Annotated in this window: 19 protein-coding genes; 10 read left to right on the forward strand and 9 right to left on the reverse strand. The window is 25.1% G+C overall.

Annotated elements, in window-relative coordinates; genetic code table 11:
- Positions 1 to 377 precede the first annotated feature (377 nt).
- Positions 378 to 1,616: an LL-diaminopimelate aminotransferase gene (locus tag MBCUR_RS04635; RefSeq protein WP_067090815.1), complete on the forward strand. Its 1,239-nt coding sequence runs from the start codon at positions 378 to 380 to the stop codon at positions 1,614 to 1,616.
- Positions 1,617 to 2,135: 519 nt separating this feature from the next.
- Complete coding sequence (gene gdhA / locus MBCUR_RS04640) at positions 2,136 to 3,473, forward strand: NADP-specific glutamate dehydrogenase (protein WP_067090817.1); 1,338 nt, start codon at positions 2,136 to 2,138, stop codon at positions 3,471 to 3,473.
- Positions 3,474 to 3,913: 440 nt separating this feature from the next.
- Here the strand turns inward: gdhA and MBCUR_RS04645 are convergent, their stop codons facing one another.
- Positions 3,914 to 4,972 (reverse strand): PH domain-containing protein, encoded by a 1,059-nt coding sequence (locus MBCUR_RS04645; RefSeq protein WP_067090820.1) that lies wholly within the window; start codon positions 4,970 to 4,972, stop codon positions 3,914 to 3,916.
- Positions 4,973 to 5,276: 304 nt separating this feature from the next.
- On the opposite strand from MBCUR_RS04645, the gene MBCUR_RS04650 reads away from it, so the two are divergent.
- Together MBCUR_RS04650 and hemL are read left to right on the forward strand one after the other, a co-directional pair.
- Positions 5,277 to 5,894, forward strand: a complete 618-nt coding sequence (locus MBCUR_RS04650) for a cobalt-precorrin-8 methylmutase (protein ID WP_394329079.1) — start codon at positions 5,277 to 5,279, stop codon at positions 5,892 to 5,894.
- A 162-nt stretch (positions 5,895 to 6,056) separates the two neighbouring features.
- Complete coding sequence (gene hemL, locus MBCUR_RS04655) at positions 6,057 to 7,316, forward strand: glutamate-1-semialdehyde 2,1-aminomutase (RefSeq protein ID WP_067090825.1); 1,260 nt, start codon at positions 6,057 to 6,059, stop codon at positions 7,314 to 7,316.
- A gap of 367 nt (positions 7,317 to 7,683) precedes the next feature.
- Here the strand turns inward: hemL and MBCUR_RS04660 are convergent, their stop codons facing one another.
- The 6 genes from MBCUR_RS04660 to MBCUR_RS04685 all read right to left on the reverse strand — a co-directional run bounded on the left by MBCUR_RS04660 (position 7,684) and on the right by MBCUR_RS04685 (position 12,715).
- Positions 7,684 to 8,412 carry a DUF4012 domain-containing protein gene (locus tag MBCUR_RS04660; protein ID WP_067090826.1) on the reverse strand — a complete coding sequence of 243 codons (729 nt, stop codon included), beginning with the start codon at positions 8,410 to 8,412 and terminating at the stop codon, positions 7,684 to 7,686.
- A 408-nt stretch (positions 8,413 to 8,820) separates the two neighbouring features.
- Positions 8,821 to 9,384 (reverse strand): precorrin-6Y C5,15-methyltransferase (decarboxylating) subunit CbiT, encoded by a 564-nt coding sequence (cbiT, locus tag MBCUR_RS04665; protein ID WP_067090829.1) that lies wholly within the window; start codon positions 9,382 to 9,384, stop codon positions 8,821 to 8,823.
- 11 nt (positions 9,385 to 9,395) lie between these two features.
- On the reverse strand, positions 9,396 to 9,947 hold the full coding sequence (locus MBCUR_RS04670) for a UbiX family flavin prenyltransferase (RefSeq protein WP_067090832.1): 552 nt from the start codon (positions 9,945 to 9,947) through the stop codon (positions 9,396 to 9,398).
- A gap of 115 nt (positions 9,948 to 10,062) precedes the next feature.
- Positions 10,063 to 11,286 (reverse strand): HD domain-containing protein, encoded by a 1,224-nt coding sequence (locus MBCUR_RS04675; RefSeq protein ID WP_067090834.1) that lies wholly within the window; start codon positions 11,284 to 11,286, stop codon positions 10,063 to 10,065.
- Positions 11,287 to 11,647: 361 nt separating this feature from the next.
- Positions 11,648 to 12,085 (reverse strand): molybdenum cofactor biosynthesis protein MoaE, encoded by a 438-nt coding sequence (locus tag MBCUR_RS04680; RefSeq protein ID WP_067090837.1) that lies wholly within the window; start codon positions 12,083 to 12,085, stop codon positions 11,648 to 11,650.
- A 99-nt stretch (positions 12,086 to 12,184) separates the two neighbouring features.
- Positions 12,185 to 12,715, reverse strand: coding sequence for a nicotinamide-nucleotide adenylyltransferase (locus MBCUR_RS04685; RefSeq protein ID WP_067090839.1), 531 nt, complete (start codon positions 12,713 to 12,715; stop codon positions 12,185 to 12,187).
- A gap of 241 nt (positions 12,716 to 12,956) precedes the next feature.
- Between MBCUR_RS04685 and MBCUR_RS04690 the strand changes: the two genes are divergently transcribed.
- The 3 genes from MBCUR_RS04690 to MBCUR_RS04700 all read left to right on the forward strand — a co-directional run bounded on the left by MBCUR_RS04690 (position 12,957) and on the right by MBCUR_RS04700 (position 16,548).
- Positions 12,957 to 14,738 carry an ATP-binding cassette domain-containing protein gene (locus MBCUR_RS04690; protein ID WP_067090842.1) on the forward strand — a complete coding sequence of 594 codons (1,782 nt, stop codon included), beginning with the start codon at positions 12,957 to 12,959 and terminating at the stop codon, positions 14,736 to 14,738.
- 335 nt (positions 14,739 to 15,073) lie between these two features.
- Positions 15,074 to 15,895 (forward strand): CAP domain-containing protein, encoded by an 822-nt coding sequence (locus tag MBCUR_RS04695; RefSeq protein WP_067090844.1) that lies wholly within the window; start codon positions 15,074 to 15,076, stop codon positions 15,893 to 15,895.
- 332 nt (positions 15,896 to 16,227) lie between these two features.
- A complete protein-coding gene (locus tag MBCUR_RS04700; RefSeq protein ID WP_067090846.1) occupies positions 16,228 to 16,548 on the forward strand; it encodes an EMC6-like membrane protein in 321 nt (106 codons plus the stop codon).
- 221 nt (positions 16,549 to 16,769) lie between these two features.
- Here the strand turns inward: MBCUR_RS04700 and MBCUR_RS04705 are convergent, their stop codons facing one another.
- On the reverse strand, positions 16,770 to 18,596 hold the full coding sequence (locus MBCUR_RS04705) for a DUF2070 family protein (RefSeq protein WP_067090849.1): 1,827 nt from the start codon (positions 18,594 to 18,596) through the stop codon (positions 16,770 to 16,772).
- A gap of 402 nt (positions 18,597 to 18,998) precedes the next feature.
- Here MBCUR_RS04705 and MBCUR_RS04710 point away from each other — a divergent pair, with 402 nt between their 5' ends.
- Positions 18,999 to 19,538, forward strand: coding sequence for a FumA C-terminus/TtdB family hydratase beta subunit (locus MBCUR_RS04710; protein ID WP_067090859.1), 540 nt, complete (start codon positions 18,999 to 19,001; stop codon positions 19,536 to 19,538).
- Between the two features lie 28 nt (positions 19,539 to 19,566).
- Here MBCUR_RS04710 and MBCUR_RS04715 read toward each other — a convergent pair whose 3' ends face one another.
- Positions 19,567 to 20,727, reverse strand: a complete 1,161-nt coding sequence (locus MBCUR_RS04715) for a TIGR01177 family methyltransferase (RefSeq protein WP_245637289.1) — start codon at positions 20,725 to 20,727, stop codon at positions 19,567 to 19,569.
- 327 nt (positions 20,728 to 21,054) lie between these two features.
- Between MBCUR_RS04715 and MBCUR_RS04720 the strand changes: the two genes are divergently transcribed.
- Together MBCUR_RS04720 and MBCUR_RS04725 are read left to right on the forward strand one after the other, a co-directional pair.
- Entirely contained in the window at positions 21,055 to 21,474 is a 420-nt protein-coding gene (locus tag MBCUR_RS04720; RefSeq protein WP_067090854.1) for a TipAS antibiotic-recognition domain-containing protein, read from the forward strand.
- A gap of 134 nt (positions 21,475 to 21,608) precedes the next feature.
- Positions 21,609 to 22,298: a DUF6882 domain-containing protein gene (locus MBCUR_RS04725; protein ID WP_067090856.1), complete on the forward strand. Its 690-nt coding sequence runs from the start codon at positions 21,609 to 21,611 to the stop codon at positions 22,296 to 22,298.
- Positions 22,299 to 23,539: the final 1,241 nt, after the last annotated feature.

Here is a 23,539-nt window from a genome sequence, read left to right on the forward strand (position 1 = left end):
TCAGAACTACAGAAATGAAAATAAATGCAAAATAAACTGGAATTTCACTAAAGAAAATGCTGATAAAAAATTATCAAAATACTATACTTAAATAAAAAATATGAAAATTAAATTGTCTTAACAATATATTATTATATAATATTTTATTATTATTTACATGATGTTTTTTATTATGGTGTTTTTTTCATTCCAGTCTTTATAGTTATAATATCCCTACAATTATCACTAAAATCCAAAATTTTTATATACAAAATATAAATTTTTTTTATATCTAATATAAATTTAAAATTTATATATTATTTAATTTATAAATATAATATATATTAATATTACAAGCTAATATTTTAAGTTATTATTAAAATGATTCTGGTGATTTAATGTCAGTTACTATTAATGAAAATTATTTATTATTGCAAGATAGCTATTTATTTGTTGAAATAGCACGAAGAGTGGAAAAATTCCAAGAAGAAAATCCAGAAAAAGAAATTATAAGGATGGGAATTGGAGATGTTACTAAACCTCTTGTTCCTGCAGTTGTCAATGCATTTAAAGAAGCAGTTGATGAAATGAGTAAATCAAAAAGTTTTATGGGTTATGGTCCAGAACAAGGTTACTCATTTTTAGCAGAAGCTATTATTAAAAATGATTTTGAGCCACTTGGAATCAAACTGGGCTTAGATGAGGTTTTTATAAGTGATGGGGCAAAATGTGATTCTGGTAACATTCAAGAAATATTTTCTTTTGATAATGTGGTTGCTGTAACCGACCCAGTTTATCCAGTTTATGTTGATACAAATGTAATGGCTGGTAGAACAGAAGGTTTAAATGAAGATGGAACATATAAAGGGTTGGTTTATCTTCCTGCTACAGAAGAAAATAATTTCATACCAGAACTTCCTAAATCCGATGTAGATTTATTATATCTTTGTTTTCCGAATAATCCAACAGGAACTACACTTACACATGATGAACTAGCTAAATTTGTTAGTTATGCAAAGAAAAATAATGTAATTATTTTATTTGATGCTGCATACGAAGCATTTATTAGAGAGGACAATGTTCCCCATAGTATTTATGAAATTGAAGGGGCAAAAGAAGTAGCTATTGAATTTAGAAGCTTTTCAAAGACTGCAGGATTTACTGGAACAAGATGTGCATATACCATTGTTCCAAAGGAATTAAAAGCATTTGATTCTAAGGGTGGCAAGCAAGATGTTAATCCATTGTGGAACAGACGTCAAACCACTAAATTTAATGGAGTTTCCTATCCTGTTCAAAGAGCAGCAGAAGCAATTTACTCTGATGAAGGTAAAAAACAAATCAAGGAAAATATTGATTATTATATGAAAAATGCAAAGATCATTAGAGAAAATCTTAGTAATATAGGGTTAAATGTCTATGGAGGAATTAATTCTCCCTATATTTGGGTTAAAACTCCAAATAATATGAAATCTTGGGATTTTTTTGATCTTCTATTAAATGAAGCTAATGTGGTTGGTACTCCTGGTGCAGGATTTGGTTTAACTGGAGAAGGTTATTTAAGACTTACTGCATTTAACACTACAGAAAACACCAAAGAGGCAATGAAAAGAATAGCTAATTTGTCTTTTGTTTAAATCCAATGTTTTATTTTTTATAAAGTATCTTTTATCTTTTTATTTTTTATAAAGTATTTTTTTATCTTTTTATTTTTAATTTTTTTAATTTTCTTAATTTTTTTAAGTTTTATAATTTTTCATCTTTTTTATAATTTTTAATTTTTTTACTAAATTCATTTTTTTATATTTTTTATATTTTTTTAATAAAAGAAAGAAAATTATTCAAAACTTAAAATGGTCATAATTTAAAAAATAAGCACTTTTAAGTCAAAAATTTTTTTAACTTGACAAATAATGCTTTGTTTTTCATTTTCCATTAAATTTAAGAAATAGAAATGTAAATAAATATATATAATATTCTATTTTAATTTTATTTTTATATTTATTTTTTATATTTAATGTTCATTATTTTTTTTATATTTTTATATTTAATTTTAAATTTATACTTTTAGAGAGTATAAAATTGCTAAATGAATGATTTTATTATATAATTTTTTCAATAAATTTTAATTAATAAATTTTAAATGGTTTGATATGATGTCATATGTTAAAAAAGTTTTAAGTGATTTAAAAGAAAAAAATAGCAGTCAAGAAGAATTTCTCCAAGCAGCAACTGAAATATTAGAGTCAATTGCCCCAGTATTTGAAAAACATCCTGAATTCCAAGAAAATGCGATTTTAGAACGTTTGGTCGAACCTGAAAGAATAATAATGTTTAGAGTTCCATGGGTAGATGATAATGGAAAAATTCAGGTAAACCGTGGGTTTAGAGTTCAATTTAACAGTGCAGTTGGACCATATAAAGGTGGACTTCGTTTTCACGACAGTGTAAATCTATCAATTATGAAATTTTTAGCATTTGAACAGATATTAAAAAATAGCTTAACTGAAATGTCCATTGGAGGGGCTAAAGGAGGAAGTGATTTTAATCCTAAGGGTAGAAGTGATGGAGAAGTAATGAGGTTTTGTCAGAGTTTTATGGATGAATTGTATAGGCATATTGGTCCAAATACAGATATTCCTGCTGGGGATATGGGTGTAGGTGGTCGTGAAGTTGGTTTTTTATTTGGACAATATAAAAAATTAGTGGATGGTCATGTTGCAGTATTAACTGGTGCAGGATTAGAATTTGGAGGTTCATTGGTTCGCAAAGAAGCTACAGGTTATGGTTTAATTTATATTTTAGATGAGGCATTAAAGATGAGAAATGAAACAATTAAAGGAAAAAATATTGTTGTTTCAGGATCTGGCAATGTAGCTATTTATGCTGCTGAGAAAGCAGAAACTTATGGGGCTAAAGTTTTAGCAATGTGTGATTCTTCAGGATATATTTATGATAATAATGGAATTAATGTAGACATTGTTAAAGAAATAAAAGAAGTTAAACGAGGAAGAATAAAAGACTATCTTAAATACCCAAATACAGAATCTGCCCAATATGTTGAAGGTGGAATAATTTGGAATGTTAAATGTGATATTGCCCTTCCATGTGCCACTCAAAATGAATTAAGCGAAGAGTCAGCCAAAATTTTAGCAAAAAATAACACAAAATATGTTGCCGAAGGAGCAAATATGCCATCTACCAATGAAGCCGTCGATGTGTTTTTAAAAAATAACATGCTTTATTTGCCTGGAAAAGCAGCAAATGCTGGTGGAGTAGCAACTTCAGCTTTAGAAATGGCTCAAAGAAGTTCTAGAATTCAATGGACTTTTGAGGAAGTTGATGCAAAATTAAAAACTATAATGGTTAATATTTATCATAACATTGATAATGCAGCTAAAAAATATGGTTTTGAAGGCAACTATGTTGTAGGTGCAAATATAGCTGGATTTTTAAAAGTTGCCAATGCAATGTTAGCTCAAGGAGTCGTTTAATCATTTTTTTTTTTTTTTTTTTTTTTAATAACTGAGAGTGTCTCATAATTAATATTTTAAAAATGTTAATAAAAATATTTAGCATTCAAAGTCTTTAAATTTTATATAAATATCTGCATTGTTTTATTTTTTAAAAATAATATTTATAAAACATATAATTTAAATTTAAAATAATATAAATTCTTTAAAATTGAATTAAATAATATAATTATTTTATTATAATTATTAACACATATTTTATCGATTATTTAAGATTTAAAAGATTCATATGGAAATTAATTTCATGAAAATTCTAAAAAGCGGTTTATGAGGCACTTCCCGCTTGATAATATATAACTTTTCTTCACTTTTTTAAGTTATTTTTTTTAAGTTGTTGTGTGTGGCTGTGGTTTGTTGTTGTTGTGTTTTTTTTTTTTTTTTTTTTTAATTTTTTAATTTTTTTATATTTTTCTAAATCTATTCATGTGTTTGTTTCTAATAGCTTGTCCTTCTTCTTTTGTTCTATTTTTAGAATATTTTGGAATATCTTCTTCAAAAAATTCTCTTTTTTCACCTAAATCTTTTTGCTTATTATCATAATTTCTAATGTTATTATAATTATTATCACTATGATTATAATATCTTTCATTTTCATAGTTTTTTACATCATAATTTTCATCAGGGTTCCTAGTGTCATAAAAAGTGTTATTGTTATCATTTCTATTCAAATTATTAGTTAATACACCATTAGGTTCATTATCAAATTCATCATTATAATTTTCTTGATTATATTTTTGTTTTTGTGAAAAATCATTATCATTTGGATTTTGAGGATTATAGTGTTTTACCATATGATCCTGTTTAATATTTCCTGGAATTTTTTGATTTTGATAGGCATTATATGGGTCATGTTCATTAAAATTACTATAATTGTTGTTAATATCCTGATTTTGATAATTGTGGTTAGGAGTAATTGTTGGGTTTCTATAGTGACTATAATTTTTATTTATTTGTGTAAAAATAATATTTTCTACATTATCTGGAGTTTTAATGTTTTTAAGTTTAATACTTCCTTCATCATATCCAGAGAAAATATTTATATCTCCAACTTTAAAAATTCTTCCTATTATGCCTTTATTTATTTCAATGTCTTGAATTTTTTGCATAGGGAAAAATTCAGATTTTTTCATTAGTACTCCTTTATTTACAATTACTCTAGAATTTGTGATTATATACTCTGTATTTATCCATTTAACTAAAATCCAAATTGTCCAGATAATCAAAATAAATATCATACCCATAAAAAATAATGTGATGTATTCAGTTAAAGGAATTTGAACATACCGTGCAAACATATTCTGGATTTTTCCTACTGATTTAATAATATAAGACATGTTTGCTATAATTAGACAAACAATTACTATGAAAAATATTCCTTTTTTGCATTGAAAAATCAAACTTGCTTTTTCTTGATATAATATTTCTTCATTTCCAATAAAATTATTATTTTTATTATTCATTAAGGATACTTAGCCATTCAACATTAATAAATTTTTCTTATATTCTTTTAACACAATCTTTGTTTTTTATAAAAAAATATTTAAGCATTTTGAAATATAATACTATAAGTATTTCAATAATAAAAATAATTTTTAATTCATTTTTTTATGTAAATAAATTTTTCTTATATTTTTTTTAATTATTCTCAATATTTTTCATCATTTGATTTTATTTTTTTATTAATTTATTTTTTATTTCATTAATTTAGTTTATTTTATTAATTTATTTTTTTATTTCTGTAATTTACTTTACATTTGTGATATCATGTTCATGGGTGCATCAACAAAAGAAGGGCAGTTAATAGCTGAAAAAAGCCGTGAAATTGTCCGTTCCTTAATAAAAGATAAGATAATTGGATTAAATCCATATGAAATAGACATTGTTGAGAGAATTGTTCATTCTACAGCAGACCCAGACTATGCTGATTTAGTTAAAATGAGTTCTGATTTTGTTGATTCTGCTTTAAAATCTTTAAAAAATAATGAAGATATTTTAACTGACATTAATATGGTAAAATCAGGAATAACTCAATATTCTGGTGAGGTTAAATGTTTTATTAAAGAAGAGGAGGTTAAAAAAATAGCTAAGCGAGATGAAATCACAAGAGCAGCTGCTTCAATTCAATATGCAAGTGATAATGGATTTGAAGGAATTATGGTCTTTGGAAATGCTCCAACAGCTGTTTTTAAAGCTATTGAATTGTATGAAAAAGCTGAATTAAACATTAAAGCTATTGTTGGTGTTCCAGTAGGATTTGTTGCTGCCTCTGAGTCAAAAGAAAGATTATATAATTCAAATATTCCAAATATAATTACAATAGGACCTAAAGGAGGAACCCCAATAGCTGTTGCTACTGTTAACTCATTAATATCTCAAATTTAATTTTATCAAATATTTATATATTTTTAATTATAATTTAATATAAAACCATTTTAATTATATTTAATTAGAACAATTTTAATTTAAATCATTTTAATTTAAATCACTTTAATTTTACCCATTTAATTATAAATCGTTTTTTCAATAAATTTTTCATGTGTAAGTATGAATTCAAAAGTTTTGTTTAATGAGGGAAAAAATTATATTCCTGGAGGAGTTAGTTCTCCTGTACGTGCTTTTAAACCTTATCCTTTTTTTGTGAAGTGTGGGCATGGTTCAAAAATTGAAGATGTAGATGGAAATAAATATATTGATTATTGTTTAGCTTATGGGCCTTTAATTTTAGGTCATTCAAATGAAGAATTAGTAAAATCAATATATGAAGATTTAAAATTAGGAACTGCATATGGGGCACCTACAGAAGCCGAAATTACATTGGCAAAAAAGGTTGTTGATAGAGTACCTTATGTAGACATGATTAGATTTGTCAATTCTGGTACTGAAGCTACTATGAGTGCAATTCGTCTTGCAAGAGGTTTTACTGGTCGAAATAAAATATTAAAGTTTGATGGTGGATATCATGGTGCTCATGATTATGTTTTAGTTAAACCTGGTTCTGGTGGAGCTACATCTCCAGATTCGCTTGGTATTCCAAAGGATACAACAAAAAATACTCTTTCTGTACCATTTAACGATGAAAATATTTTAGAAAAAGTTGTCCTTGAAAATAAAGATGACTTAGCAGCCATTATTGTTGAGCCTGTGATGGCTAATATTGGTTGTGTTGAACCAAAAGTAGGATTTTTAAAGCTTTTAAGAGCACTTTGTGATGAATATGGAATTATTTTAATTTTTGATGAAGTTATAACCGGTTTTAGAGTATCAAGAGGATGTGCAGGTGAATATTTTGGTGTTTATCCTGATTTGGCAACTTTTGGAAAAATCATTGGTGGAGGATTTCCAATGGGTGCTTTTGGAGGAAAAAAAGAGTTAATGGAAAATATTGCTCCTGCAGGAAAGGTTTATCAAGCAGGAACTTTTAATGGTAATCCCATTTCTGTTAAAGCTGGAATTTTCACTTTGGACAAATTAGATCACATTTTTTACAAAAGTTTAAAAGATAAAGGAGATTTTATAAGAAATAGCTTAGAGGAATTTAAGGATGAAAATCTTTTAAATATTCAAGTTGTAGGTTTAGCTTCAATGTTCCAAATTTATTTCAATGATAAACCAGTTTTAAACTATGAATTGGCTAAAAAATCAGGAACTGATAACTTTAGCTACTATTTTAATCACTTGCTTAAAAATGGTATTTTCATTCCTCCAAGCCAATTTGAGTGTTGTTTTATTTCAAATACTCATAGTCAAGAAGACTTAGAAAAAACGGTTAATATAATGGGTGATGCTTTGAATTTAATTAAATAAAAATAATTTATTATTTTTTATTTTTCTATTTTTTTTTTAATTTTTTTTTAATTTTTTATCATAATTTTATCTATTTTTTTAGTTACTTGATATATCAATTATTTTTCTATTTTTCTATTTTTTTTAATCAATTTTTCTTTATTGAAAAAAAGTTTTAAAATATATTATTTTATTAAATATTGATTTTTTATTAAATATCGAGTTTATATTTAATTTACTCCATTAGTAAACTATTAATAAAGCAAAACATATTCATAACTACTATAAAACATCATAAAATAATACAAGAAGTGTTTAAAAAAAGCTTTTAACTACTTAAAAAAATTAATTTTTAAGTAGTATTTAAATAGAAAATTTTATTTAGTGTTTAGATATTTTGAACTACTGCTCCAAAACCTTTTGATGAAATTAACTGAATAAATGAAGATTGTGGAATAGCTATAATATGTCCTTTTTGGATTTGATCAATAGCTGTTGTTACCATATTTTCTCTTTTACTTGTGTCTGTTGCTGCTACTGAAAGTTTTTTAGCTAAAGTTTTAACTGCATCTGCCCTATTCATACTTCCACCATGAAGTTGATCATTTTCTCTAACTAAATCTGCTGCTGATATGTTCATACTACCTTCAGAAATACCACTTGCAGTAATAATTGCATCCATTGCTTCTGTGTTGACAGCTATTACTCCATCGATTTTAACATTGTAATGTGCTTCAACAATTTCTTTTGCTAAAGTCATGCCTTTTTCATTGTCTTCATACCAAAGGGAATCGTGTAACAACAATCGTGAACCTGCTCCCTGTGCTTGAGCTGATGATGGTTCGGCTGCTGTAGGGTGTCTCATACCTCCAGGATAAAAAGGAGTGTATTTTTGAATACTTCCGTCTTCTAAACTAACTACAAATGCCATATCTACTGCACCAAGTCCTGCTCTTGGTTCACTTTCATCTGCACAAAGAACTAATATTTTTTTAGACCCATGGGTTAAATCTCCACCACCAATTGAAATTTCACCTGTAAAATAACCAAATCCAACAACTACAATTCCAATTACTAACACTACAACAATGGCAGATAACAAGTTTTTATTATTCATTTAATTGCTCCGTAATTCTATTTTTTCTTATTTTTTAGTTTTTTTTTATTTTTTTTATATAGAATTTTTACAGATTTAGATAAACTTAAATCAATAAATATATATTAAAAATTTTAAAATATGATGAATATTTTTTAATTTATTAAAAACCAATTTTTATTATTTTCAAGGATAATAATTTTTATAAAAAATATCTATAATATAATTTTTAACATAAATATTTATGTAGTATAATAATATAAACTTATTCTTTTTTATATTTTTTTTTTAATTTCTTTTTACTGTTTCTTATTTGAATTTTTAAAAATTATATTAATAATGAAAAATATTGATTAAACAAAAATTTCTTCTTCACTATGAGTATCTTTTAACCAGTATTAAGTAAATACTTTATAATTTATCCATATTTTATTTTTTAGTGCCAGTTATAATGGCTATAGGGTTTTGACTAATCATCATAATTCCTCTATCTAAAATTTTTCCTTTTGAAATGTTTACTTCTATTATTTCTGTTTCATATGCTAATTTCTTTAATTGGTTAATTGATTGAACTTTAGTATCAATTAAAATAGCTGTTACTATGATTTTTCCATTTTTAACTATTTTTTTATCAATTTGGGCTATAATTTCTTCTAAATCATTTCCACTTCCGCCAATAATGGCTTTATTTAGTGAATTTATGTTAGAAATGATAGATAATCCGTCATTTTTAATTAATTTGACATTGTTATATAAATTGAACTTTTTAAGGTTCATTTTAGTTGTTTCAATCGCTTTAGGGTTTTTATCAATGGAAATTAAATTTTTTGTTTTTTTAGCTATTTCACATGTTAATCCACCAGTTCCACATCCAATTTCAAGTACTTTATCTTCTTTAGAGATATTTGTTTTACACAATACAATACAACGTATTTCTTCCTTTGTTGGTCCAGGAACACTATTATTTTTTATAAATTCATCATCTGTAATCATTTTATCACTAATTATGATTTCCACCGTTTAAATTCATTATTTTCTATTTTTAAAACATCTAAAATTTTTCCAACAATGAAATCACAGATTTCATCAATATTTTGAGGATTGTGATAAAAACCAGGCATTGCAGGTAAAATAATTCCTCCTTCTTTGCTGATTTTAAGCATATTTTCTAAATGGGCAGACCTAAGAGGTGTTTCTCTTGGAACAATCACTAATTTTCTTCTTTCTTTTAAAACAACATCTGCAGCTCGTGTAATTGAATTATTTCCATAACCATTTGCAATGGCTGATAAGGTCTTCATTGAACAAGGTAAAATTACTAATGAGTCAAATTTAAATGAACCACTGTTTATTTTACTTGTCATGTCATTTGAATGGTAATATTCATCAGCCATTTCTTTTAAATCATCTATACTTGATTTTAGCTCTTGTTCAATCACAATTTTTCCATTTTTACTTATTATTAATCCCGTTTTAATATTTAGTTTTTTTAATGCATTAAGAAGTTTTTCACCATAAATAACTCCACTTGCACCAGTAATAGCTATTAAAATCATTGTATCACAATTTTTTTATAATTATTATATTTTTATTTAGTACTGTATTTTAATTTTATTTAGCATTGTATTTTAATTTAGAGGTTTAATTTTAATAGTGCTTTTTAATTTGTTTTTAAAATAATATTGATTGGGTGGTATGGGATTTATTGAATTTTGATTTGTCGATCTCAGGAAGAGTAAGATAGTCTTCAAATTTAAATCTATCTATTTTATGCTTATATTCTTCTGGAATAAAAAGAGAAATTTCAGGATAGTTAAATTCAGCTTGTTTTAAACCATTTACTACTGTTGATAGGTCACTTAACAAGAATATTTCCTCATTATCATACACTTGAGTTTTCATTTCATTAAATTCAGGATATTCAGCAATATTTAAGAAAACATAGTCTTTATCTAAGTCATACTTTTCACTGATTTCTTCTTCTCCTTTTTCTAACTCCTTTTTTGTAATTTTAAAAATATCTTGAGGGTGAGTATAATGACTAATACTAGTTGATTTATATCTTTTTAATAGATTTCTATTGTCTAGCCTTTTCATTATTTCTTTAGCATATCCAGTACTATTCCTAAAAATACTTACAATGTCTGTATCATCATAGGTGTAAGCAAATTTTAAATCAAGAATTCCTTCTAAATCAGCTAATTTTAAAGCTCGTCTAAACATTGCATTGAGAATTTGTGTAGTATGGTGTTGATAAACACTAGGATACATATAGTATCTTGCAACAAGTGCTGCTTCAGCTGCTTGGATTCCTTTTATATTTAAAAGAAGTGTTTTTTCTAATTTCATATTTGTAATAATTCTTTCAACATCAATGACTCCATATGCGACTCCAGTGTAGTGTGAATCTCGTATAAGATAGTCCATTCTATCTACATCTAATTCTCCTGAAACTAAATGTCCTAATCTTCCTCTTCCATTAATCATATCAATAATATTATTTACATTATAATTTTCAGAGATAATATCATTCAATTGACTTGTTTTTATAACTTTTCCAGTAAGTTCCTCATGTTGACATTTTAAAACAGATTCAGAGGCATGAGAAAATGGTCCATGACCAATGTCATGCAAAAGTCCAGCTAATCGAACCAATTCTTGATCATCTTTATCTAATTCTAAATGTTTAGCCAATTTTGAACCTAATATTGTTGTTCCAAGAGAATGTTCTAAACGAGTGTGATTTGCACCAGGATAAATTAATGAAATCAATCCTAACTGTTTTATACGTCTAATTCTTTGCATTTCTGGCGAATCCAGTATCCTTATTTCCAAATCATTTAATTGAAGGTTGCCATGAACACTATCTCTTATGAACTTTTTTTCATTATCCATATTACTTCTCTTTTTTTAAATACTTGTCAAATATTTTTTTAATATAAATTCTAATTATTTTTTACTAGTTTTTATTAGTTTTTATTAGTTTTTTATTATTTATTTATTATTTAAAATTAATGCTGATAACCATGAATATTTTTATAAATCTAGCTATTGAAGCAATTTTTTGTTTAAATAATTGAAATAACTTATAAAAACAATTAAAGATAAATTTAAATTAATAATTTAAAAAAACTAAGTAACTTGCATTAAAAGGTAATAATTAAAACATTAAATAAAAACTTTAAATAATTTTTTTAAAATATTTTTTTTCAAAGTAAATGTTTTTACTGAAAAAAAATAATTAGCTGGTAAATTATTATCCTCCAGCTAAAATTACTTTTGTTCCAGAATCAGAGACCTCTTCTTTTTTAAAATCCAAATCAAATTTAACTCTTTCAATAACTTCTTGTAATGCCCTTAAAGTATCTTCTCTATGGCCTCCAAGTACTGCTACTAAAAATAAACTGTCTCCAGTATAGAATTTTCCAAGATAATGAACAACACTTATCTCTTCTACACTGTATTTAGTTTCAACATCATTCACGATTTCTTCAAGTTCTTTTTGAGTTTTATCAATATCTGGAGTTGATAAACTTAAATCTTTTATCTTTGAATCATCTTCAAATCCTCTTACAAAGCCTTCAAATGTAAAGATAGCTCCAGTGGTATCAATTTTATCATTTTTCTTTAATTTTTGAACTAAATCTCCAGTATTATATATTTCATCGCCTTTTTTTACTAATTTTACAACCATTTTTTCACCTTTTATCATTTTTTTTTTTTTTTTTTTTTTTTTTTTTTTTTTTTTTTTTTTTGAATAGATATTTTTTTGAATAGATATTTATTCAAGTTTTTACTCATTAATCTCTTTTTTATTAATCTCTTTAAGTCTGTTAATTCCATCTATTTCTTTAATGATTTTAACAACAGATTCTGGTAAACAGGATTGCCAATTTTTACCTTTTACCATTTTATTGCGAATTTTTCTACCAGACAAATTTGTTCTATCAAAAAGAGGAGGTGTTTTAACATCATAGTTGTTTTCTTTAAATAAACGTTTTACAAGAGGATTACCACTAAAAACTACATTGAATTCAGGAATAAGGCTTTCTACATGTGTAGCCCAAAGTGAATTGTTATTAATATCTACAATGGGGATGATATAATAGGAGTCAGAAGGAATTTCTGTTTCTTTTAAAGTATTTTGGAGCATTAAAACTCTCTCACCAGCGGTAAATGGGTTATTAATCTCATGACTAATTTGTCCACTTCCAATTCCAATTATTAATTCATCAACAAGGTTAAATATTTTTTTAATAATTTCTACATGGCCATTATGGACAGGTTGCATTCTACCTATAAGTAAGCCTCTTTTAACTTTCATTATTTTAAAATTTATATTTACTATTATTAAAGTATTGTTATTTTTTTTAAAGCAATTAATATTAAAATGAATTAATTTAATATATGATAAATTATATATTATATATAATGTATATTTATCTAAAATAATTTAAAAATAATAATTTGTTAATAATAATTTATTAAATTAATTTATAATGGTATTATAATAATTTTTTATATTTCTGTATTTTTTATATAATATTTTATTTAAGGTTGTAGCTATGATAAAAATTGAGAATTTAAGCAAATCCTATAAATTGGACAATGGAGATGAAATTTCTGCATTAAAAAACATTAATTTAGAGGTAAAAAATGGAGAAATTTTAGGCATTATTGGGATGAGTGGTTCTGGTAAAACTACATTACTTAGAATTCTTCGTGGAGTAGAAGAATTTGATGAAGGAACAGTAACTGTAGCAGATATTGAATTAAAGCCAGATACAAGCAAGTACTACTTTAACAAGCTTAAAAAAGAAACAGCCATTCATTTGCAACGATCCTTTGGTTTGTGGCCTGAATCTGCATTAGACAATGTTATTCGTAAATTATATGGTGCAAAATATGGTGATGAAGCAATGATAGACTTTGAAGTTGCTTACAGCAATTATGAAGATGAAGCAATGGAGTTACTTCGAATCGTTGGATTGGAAGATAAGGCAAAACATTATTCTCCAGTTTTAAGTGGTGGAGAAAAACAACGTCTTATAATTGCACGTCAATTAGCTAAAAAACCAAAAATACTACTCCTTGACGAACCTGCTACAATGGCTTGCCCTAAAACAAAGCAAGAAATTTTAACTGCAGTTAAAAATATTAACAAAGAGTTGGGAGTCACCATAGTTTTAGTTTCTCATTTACCTGAAATTCAAAAATATTTGGCAGACAGTTTAATTTTAATGGAAGATGGCGAAATAAAAAGTCAAGGCAAACCTGATGATATTGTCAAGGATTTTATGAAAAATATTGAAGAGGAAATTCCTTTAAATCAATACAAATCTGATGAATCAATAATTAGATCAGAAGGGGTTTATAAAAATTTTTACCTTTTAAATGGTGGAGATGTTTTAAACATTAAAAATATTAACTTTGAGATTAAAGATGAGGATATTTTAAGTTTAATTGGTCCAAGTGGTGCTGGGAAAACAGTATTACTCAGAATGATAGCAGGCTTAGACGCACCAGATAAAGGGAGAATATTATATAAACTTAGGAATGAAAAAGCTATTAAAGAATTCAATGAAAACAAAAATAGATACAAGCACAAATTTTCCAAAATTGATGAAAATGGTGATATTTGGATAGATATTCAAAAGCCAAGTATAAGCAGGATGGAAATTAGGAGAAACTTGGGTTTTATGCATCAAGAGTTTGCTTTATCACATTATGCTACTCTAATGAACCAATTAGCTGCTAAATTAGGTGTAAAAAGCCAAAAGGTTATTGATGATGCAAAGAAACGTGCTAAAGAATTAGAATTATCTGATGAGCTATTAGATTCTTTTTATCAGTTAACAGACATGCCTGAACTTGAAGCAAAGGCACGACTTGAAAAAATTGGCTTGGACACTGATATTTTAGATGAACTTTTTCCTAAATTTCCTGAAAGGGCTGTTAAAGAAGAAATGGCTCCAATCTTTGATGCTTTAGATTTACCATTAGATTTAATCCATAGAAAATCCTACGAATTATCTGGAGGACAAAAAGTAAGAGCCATTTTAGCTTTAGCATTATGTTCTAAACCTGAAATTTTAATTTTAGATGAACCATTTGGAGATTTAGATCCATTGACTCTAAGAATATTAGCTAATTCAATAAAAAAAATCAATAAAGACTTAAAAACCACAATTATAATGGTTTCACATAATTTAGATTTTATTAAAGAATTAACTAAAACAGGAATTCTAATTGACAATGGAGAGATATTGAATTCAGGTAACCCAAAAGATATTCTCAATGAATTTGTAAATCTCTGTGATGCAGAATATTTATCTTTTACAGATTAATTCAAATACCTTTTAAAAATAATTTTAATAAATAATTTTAATAAATAATTTTAATAAATAGCTTTAACAAATATGTTTAATAAATAATTTTTTTATTCAGTTTAATAATAATTGTAATAAGCAGTTTTAATAAGCATATTTAATAAATAATTTTTTTATTCCGTTTTAGTAATAATTTTAATAAAAATAGTTTTAATAAATATCTATTAATAAATATATCTTTAATAATATATTTTAATAATTAGTTTAACAACAAGTTTAACTAAAATAAGTTTAACTAAAATAAGTTTAACTAAAATAAGTAATGGAAAATAATTTTATAATGGATTGATTAAATGAAGTTTAGACAGTATTTAAAAGCAATGGTTGTCATTTTTTTTCTTTTTAGTGTTTTGACTTTAACTATTGCCTCTGCTGAGCCATATCATGGTGCAAGTACAGATGATAAAGCTAAAGAAATCTTAAATTTAGTCAATGCTGAAAGAGCAAAAAATGGAATAGCTCCTTTAGCATTGGATAAAAATTTAACTGCAGTAGGACAAATGCGTGCCAATGAGATTATCTATAAATTTTCACATTATAGGGAAAATGGAAAATATTGGACAAGTTTAATTGATAGTCCTAAGAAAAGTCAAATAGATAATGGTTCTGCTTATACCTACAGTGGGGAAAACATTGCTTCAGGCCAAGCATCTGCTAGAGCAGTAATGGCTGATTGGATGAACTCTCCAACTCACAGATCAAATATTTTAGACCCTAGCTTTACAAAATTAGGAGTTGGTTTTGTTTACATTAAATCAGATGAATATAAATATTATTGGGTTCAATTATTTTCAAATTACAGTCCATCAATAAAAAAACAAAATTCAGATTTAAAAGTTTCATCCAAAGTAACCACAGTAAAATATAAGAAGAAGAAATATCTAGTTAGAACATATAAATTTATTAACCCAGGTAAAACTTCTGCTGTTTCTAAAAATTATAAAATAAAAATCCCTAAAGGATATAAATATTTTAAATCTTATGATTCAAAAAAGATTGTTGCAAAGTTTAATAAAAAGAGTAATTTACTAACCCTTTATGTAAAAAATCTTTTGTTTTTCAATGGTGGTAAAAATATTGCTACAATCAAAGTGGCATTATTAAAAAAGAAATAAATTTTAATTTATTTTATTGAATTAGCTTTATTTTTTATTTTTTTTTAAAAAATATAGTTGTCAAAAAGAAATTAAATATCTTTATATATTTTAAGTTTAATAATAGTATAAATTAAGAACAATTAATTATTGTTATAAATATATTTTAATAGTTTATTTAATTATTTTATTTATTAATTTATTTAATTATTTTATTTAATTATTTATTTTTCTTTTAAATCTATTAATTTATTTTAAAAATTTAGATTGATTAAAGAATACTTTAAATGTAATCTAATGTATATTACTAAAAATATTTATTTTAAATTTCAATCATTGTTGGTGAATGTTTCATGGAAAAAAGTCTAAAAGTTGCTATTATTCATATGATTGCAGGTGCTATCGCAAGCCCCATTACTGCAGCTATTTCTGCAGGTCTAATTCTTAGTGTAGGTGAAAGTTCAAATTTTCATAGCATTTTCGCAGCATTTGTTGGATTAGCTATTTTATATGTAGTTGGACAAATCACAGATAGATTATACAAAGATGAAGAATATGGTGGCTTAAAAAAATGGTTAGGTGACGGAGTGGTTCCATTTGGCTGTGTTTGGTTTATTTTATGGACCATTTTTTACAATGTTTTAGTTCCTTTACGTGTCCCTTTACCAATGTAAAATTTCTTATTTTTTTATTTCCTATTTTTATTTTAGCTTATTTTAATTCATTTTAGTTCATTTATTTTCCTTTTTTCAAATCTTTACTTTTTCTTTATTTTTTTCAGTTTTTTTCATAGTTTTAGTATTTTTTATAGTTTTAAAGTTTTTTTATAGCTTTTTTTCAATTTTTGTGGTGTTTTATTTAAAGTTAATTGTACTTGATCTTTGTTTATATTGCTTTATATGATAGGTAAATAAAAAATCCAAATAAATACAAATAAAATGGCTAAAACAAAGATTAAAGGTGCAATAATTTTACTCACAGAAACTATTGAACTAATAGTAGAAATAAGTTCAGTTGAGTTGTTTGGACCAAAAGTTTTTATATCAATAATTCGTTCATTTTTAATTCCTGCTTCAATGTCTTCTAAATCTTCTATTGCTTTTTTAACAGCGATTTTAGTATAATTTATGATTTTATCTTCTTCAGAAAGTCCTATTGGATTGTATCCTTTTGATAATGTGTTTACAGAATGTGTATCAGTAGTCATGACTTCTACAGAGTTAATTCCTTCAGTTTTAAGGGAATTTAATATTTTTTCTCTAAACCCTCTTTTCATGTTATTTGAATCATATAAAATATAAGCGGTTTTTTCTCCACCAGCATCAACAACTAGTACTTTAACACCACTATCTCCGATTCCTTGATTTTTATCTAAATCCTCCATTAAATGATTTCCACAACCAATTCTTATTCCTTTTTCTTTAATTGTTTTTTTTATTTTTGATACGGTATCTAACAATTGGAACACTTCGGGGTTTCCAGGTAAAACTCTTCCGCTGTCTTCATCAAAGGAGTTATGGCAATCTACAATGATACTGTCTCGTATTGCAGGATTATTCTTACTTTCATTTAAAACAGATAATCCCACACCAAATTCAATATCATCACTTCCATAAGGTGCAAATGTGCTTAAAAGTAATGCATCATCTCCAAAAAATTGAACTCCTATTTTAGATTTCTTTTCTTCATATCTAATGAATTTGCTTCCATAATTTGAGTAATGGATTTTTTCGAGTCCATTTTTAACTGCATCCTCTATTTTATCAATCTCTTTTATTGAAACAGGATTAAAATCATGGGTTGAAGGACCATGAGCAACTAAAGTAAATGCATTGAAGCGTTTAGATAATATTGTGGGCATATTAGCACCACCAATTTTTCCTATTGGTCCAGGATGAACACAAGGACTTAAAAACAGTGCTTTTATTGTACCATCTAGTCTTCTAAAACTTAATATTCCAATTAAAGTGGTAATTGGCTCTCCCATTTTTTCAAATAATTGTTCAAGGGAAAAAGAACCTTCATTTATATGGGCAATGAAAAGACTTAATAAATCAAGTAATCCTACTCCTAAATTCTTTTTTAAAGGGGATTCTATAACTTTTATAAATGAATAAATGGCTAAAATAAATATTAAATTTGCTACAACAATTTTAATCAATAAAGTTAAAAATTCAAGTTGAGGCAAATTAGCGGCATTGTTTAAGAATACTGTAACAACTAGCATACATATTACAAGTAATGGCTGAAAACAGGATATTAATGCTGATTTTAAAAACCCTATACTTGTAGTACTCCATAAAACAAGAATAGAGAATGCATAAATCAAGACACAACCAAATAATATTGTATTTATTCTAAAATCACCATGAAATAGTAAAGATGATGCAGACCCAATAATGAGTATAAATGAAAGGAAAACCATATTTGACAAGCTTAAAAACATTGAATGTTTGAGTTTAAGATTGATTCCTTTCATTGAACTAACCCATTGCTCAACAATGACTCCACTTAAAATAGAGCTTATTCCAAAAACCCCAAATCCAAATGATCCTCCATATACTATTTTTTCTAAAATAGACAAAGGATTGTTTGGATTTATTAAAAAGTCGATAGTTCCACTAATAAAACTTATAAAAATCATTGTAAATATGGAAATTCCAACTGTGGGCAATGTTGTAATATATTTTGATAATCCTGCTACACTGTTCATGCTTGACATTAAATTTCTCCACTATAAAAATTAAGAGCTTTTGTAAATTTTATTTTAAGTATTACTTTATTGAATCTATTAAGTATTTTTTCTTATACTTAATTATTTTATTTATTAAATTATATATTTAATTAGTTACATATATTTATTTAAATAATTTATTTTATTAATTAACTTAATTATTAATTTAATTATTCACTTAATTATTAGTTTATTATTCATTTAATTGTTAGTTTATTATTCATTTAATTGTTAGCTTATTACTCATTTGATTACTAACTATATTACTCACTTGAATTTATATATTTGTCATGATTTACTTTTTAATATTATGTTTTTAAAATTTATTTTTAGATTAAATTTATTTTATTTGGAGGTCTTTATTTGGAAAAAATTCAACTAAGAGATAATATAATTGAATTAAATTCTCCAATTGATGATGATATTCTTTCTAAATTAAAAATTGGAGATATTGTATATATTAATGGAAAAATAATAACTGCACGTGACCAAGCTCATAAAAAAATCATTGAGGAAGGATCACCAATAGATTTAAATGGAATAGCTATTTTTCATGCAGGTCCAATAATTAAAGTAATAGACAAAAATAAAACAGATTTAAATAATTATGAAATGGTAGCTATTGGTCCAACTACAAGTATGCGTATGAATCCTTATGAAAGTGATGTTTTAGATATGGGGGCTAAAATTATCATTGGAAAAGGAGGTATGGATGAAAAAACAGTTGAAGCATTAAAAAGAAATAAAGCTGTCTATTTAGTGGCTACTGGTGGATGTGCTGCATTATATGTGAGTTCAATTAAAAAAATATCTGGTGTTGATTGGTTAGATTTAGGAATTCCAGAAGCTATTTGGCAGTTAGAAGTTAATAAGTTTGGACCACTCATTGTTGCAAGTGATAGTCACGGCAATACTTTATTTTCAAAATAATCCTCTATTTTTAGAGTTTAAGTGTATTTTATATTTTATTTTCATTTTCTATTCTATTTTCACTTTCTATTTTTACTATTACAGATATAATACGGGTTAAACTTTTATGCATCTTTATTTCGTGACGATCAATTAATTTAAAATCTAAATCTTTTAATATTTCGTCAAGATTAAGATAATGAGGGCTTGCCATACATAGCAATGCATTTTTTTTCATATTTTTTGAAATAGAATCTAAAAATTCTTTAAAAATTATCTCACTTTTTTCTCCACCAGTTGAAGTCGAAATACCATATGGAGGGTCTGTCACAACTGCATCTACTTTATCATATAATTTTAATTCACGAACATCTAAATGATGAGTTGTCCAATGGCTAAAGCCACAATGATTTAAATTGATTCCTGTCCCATTTTTCATTTTCCAGCTTATGTCACTTCCAATTAATTTAGCTCCAATCATTCCTCCTTCGATTAATATTCCACCGGTTCCACAGAAAGGATCTAAAAGAGTTTCGCCTTCTTTTATTTTAGAAAGATTTACCATTGCACGAGCTAGTTTTGGATTCATTGATCCAGGATAGAAAAAAGGACGTTTATGAGGTTTCATTTCTTGAAAGTGTTTTTTATTGAGTTTATATTTCATATATCCTATATAAATGGATTTTTCAGTGATTATAATTCTTATAAATGTCTTAGGATTTTCTAACTTTACTTTTACATTAGGATAATTGTTTTTAATTATTGCACCTAATTTTTTTTCTATTTTTAATGTATCTAAGTTTATTTTATCATATTTTTTTATTCTAATTGCAAAGCTTTCTTTTAAATAACTTTTTAAATCAATTTTTTTAAATTCATCATATAAATCATTTAATGGCTTGTTTTGTTTATTTTTCTGACCCTCATTATCTTTAATTTTTAAATATTCATTTAGATCTTTTGAATTCTTAAATTCTTTTTTAAAGATTATTTCATTTATTTCATGGGCATAAGCAAGCCGTTTGTTCAATATTTTATAATTTTCATCAAAACATTCTTTATTTAAGTTTTTAATAATAGTTAAACCTTTTGTAGGTATGTAAGTATCTCCTTTTACATTTTCACATTCCATAACAGCTTTTAATTCTGCATGTGGCAATGTTTCATGTTCTTGTGATTGTATTATTATTAATTCCATTGTATTTTCCATATTTTTCTAAGAATAAATATTATTTCATAAAATATTAAACATGAAATTATATTTTTTTTTTTAAACTTTTTTTTATTCCTTTATTCTTTTATTCTTTTATTTTTTTAAACTTTTTTTTTTATTCTTTTTTTCAAAATTATGAAAATAAAAAAATCAAAACAAAAATTATTTAATATACTTATAATATATAATTTATTGTTATATAAAATTTTAATATTTTATTTGTGCACAATTTTTTTATTTTTTTTACTATTATTTTTTTTATTGTCATTAAACTACAAATATTAATTGAAATTTAATAGAAATTAATTTTAAATAGGTGTTTTCATGGTTTCAAATAAAGAAATATTTGGATTTTCTTCTCAAAAAACTACTAAAGACTATAAAAATCATATTATTAATAATTTTGGTAGAGATTCTTATGTTTTAGCCAATAAAAACATTCAAAAAATGTCTTCTCCACAATGGAATTCTTATCAAGATATTTTAGATAGATTATTTAAAAAAATGGCTAAGATCATGGACAAATATGATTTTAACAGTAAAAGAGTTCAAAAAATCATTGCTAAACATTATAGATTAAGTGCTAAATTTAATAAAGTCTCTAAAGACTCATATATAAATCTTGCAAATCTTTATAGTGAACATGAAGAGTTTATAAAATTTTTTAATCAATATAAAGAAGGATTGTCCGAATTTTTACATAATGCAATGCTATTTTTTGCTGATACTAAAGTATCCATTTAAAAAATTACCTTTTGTTGCTTTTTATTTATTTTTATTTATTTTCATTTATTCTTATTATTTTTTTGTTTATTTTTATTTATTTTCATTTATTTTTATTATTTTTATTATTTTTATTAAGTTATTTAAGGATTTTTATGTTTAAGAGTATACCATTTGAAATAGAAGACGATGACACCATACAGACTTTATTTTCACGAACTGGAGCATTAGCTTTAGAAAATCATGAAGATTTGACTACAGTTATTGGTGAGAAAGAAGGAGACATTGATTTTGAAAAAGGAACAATTGATTTTGGAGACAATTTAGTCTTTAATTTCCAAATTTTAGGAACATTATCTGCTGAATCAAAAAAATGGCAATATGCCTGGGATAATAAAGATGTTGGTTTTAATGAGGACATATTAATAGATGCAGAAAAAATTAAGAGTTTTGGTGAAGAACTTAATATTCCACAACTAAAAGAAAGTATTTTTCAAGCATCTCTTCATGAAGCTCATTTAATAGCTATGACTTGTTCAGTTCTTTTAAAAAGTGATGCTTACTATGTAGCAGACTTTGATGAAATTTATTTGTTTTTAAATCTTTATTCTGATAAAATTAAGCATGAGAATTCTGCTGAAAGGTTTTTATTTAATTATGACACTTTTCAAAAGGAATTTAATGAAATTAATTCTCGTTTAGCTCTTGAGGGTTATGCTATATTAAAAGGTTATGAATACAAAGAAACTGAAGAATTTTCAGTAGTTAAAATTGAAGATTCAAGAATTATTGTTGGTTTTACAGAAAGAGGAAATGTAAGTCATATTCAAACTTTTATTGAATAGCTTTTCTCTTAATTTTTTCTTTTTTAATATTTTTTATTTAAAAAATTTCTATTTTTTCTTTTTTTATAATTTTCAAACAGGATGTTAGATTTTTACATTTCAGCCACTGTTGTAGTAGTTTGTTATTGGGTTTTAGCTTAGAAAAATTAATCCTGTTAAAAGTATGCTTAGAAAAGTGATTTTAAGTACAGATTTGTGTGTATAAGATGTACTTGTTCATAACCAATGCAATTTTTGAAGAATTTATTAAAATCTTCTATTTTACTCCTTATTGGCTTTAATTCGTCTCATTTATCATATAATTTGCTAAATTTTCGGACTAAGTTTGATAAATTTTTTTAGAGGTTTTTGTTTTTGAAAATGTCTAAAGACAGTTGAATTGGCTGAAAATTTAGTTTTACATATGTTTTTTTTGATTTTAATTAAATGATGATTTATATTCCATTAGATTAATATAATAGTTTTCATGGCTGAAATAACTTTTATTGGCAAGTAATATGTCTTCATTTTTCAATATTATTCTTATTTTTAGGTGTTTAATCAGTTTCAGGAAATTTTGCTGTCATTAATAGCACCTTTGTGAAATGGTTAATGGTTAACAAGTGTCATAATCAATTGCTATTGTTAGTTTTCCGCCAATGTAATAACTTTTTTGTGTGAAATAACTGATTTTAAACCTTTTTTCTAATTTTTCTTTTGAATAAAATTGTTTTTCAAGATTAACTTTAAACTGTATATCTGTTCCATCAATGATGATTTTTTTATTTTTTCTTTTGTTTCATTTAAATTTTTTATTTAATCGTTTTAAATTGAATTCTAAAAGTTGTATTTCGTTAAATCTAATGGAATGTTTTATATTTTGCTTTTGAAGTCTAAATATGAATAATTATATCCTAATTACGACTTTTTATTCTAACCTATGTAAATAATGTAATTTTTTGAAGATCCATTGCTTCTTGTAAGAGCAATTATTATAATAGATAGAATAATCATAACTTAGGAATTATTAACTTTTCTTTTTGTTTTATATATTATATTGATGAAAGTTTTCTCTTTTTTTTGGATAAAAAATTCTATTTGTTTTCATTTTTGTCCATGTTTTGCTTTTTTATTTTAAATTATTATATTTATTTTTCCATTGATATATATTTTTATATTTGATTCATTTAGAAACTTGTTTATATATAACGAATGAAACTTATTTATTAGCTGAAAATAACTTTTTTGTTTTTTTATTTTCA

It is taken from the genome of Methanobrevibacter curvatus (genome assembly GCF_001639295.1).
Lineage (GTDB): Archaea > Methanobacteriota > Methanobacteria > Methanobacteriales > Methanobacteriaceae > Methanoflexus > Methanoflexus curvatus.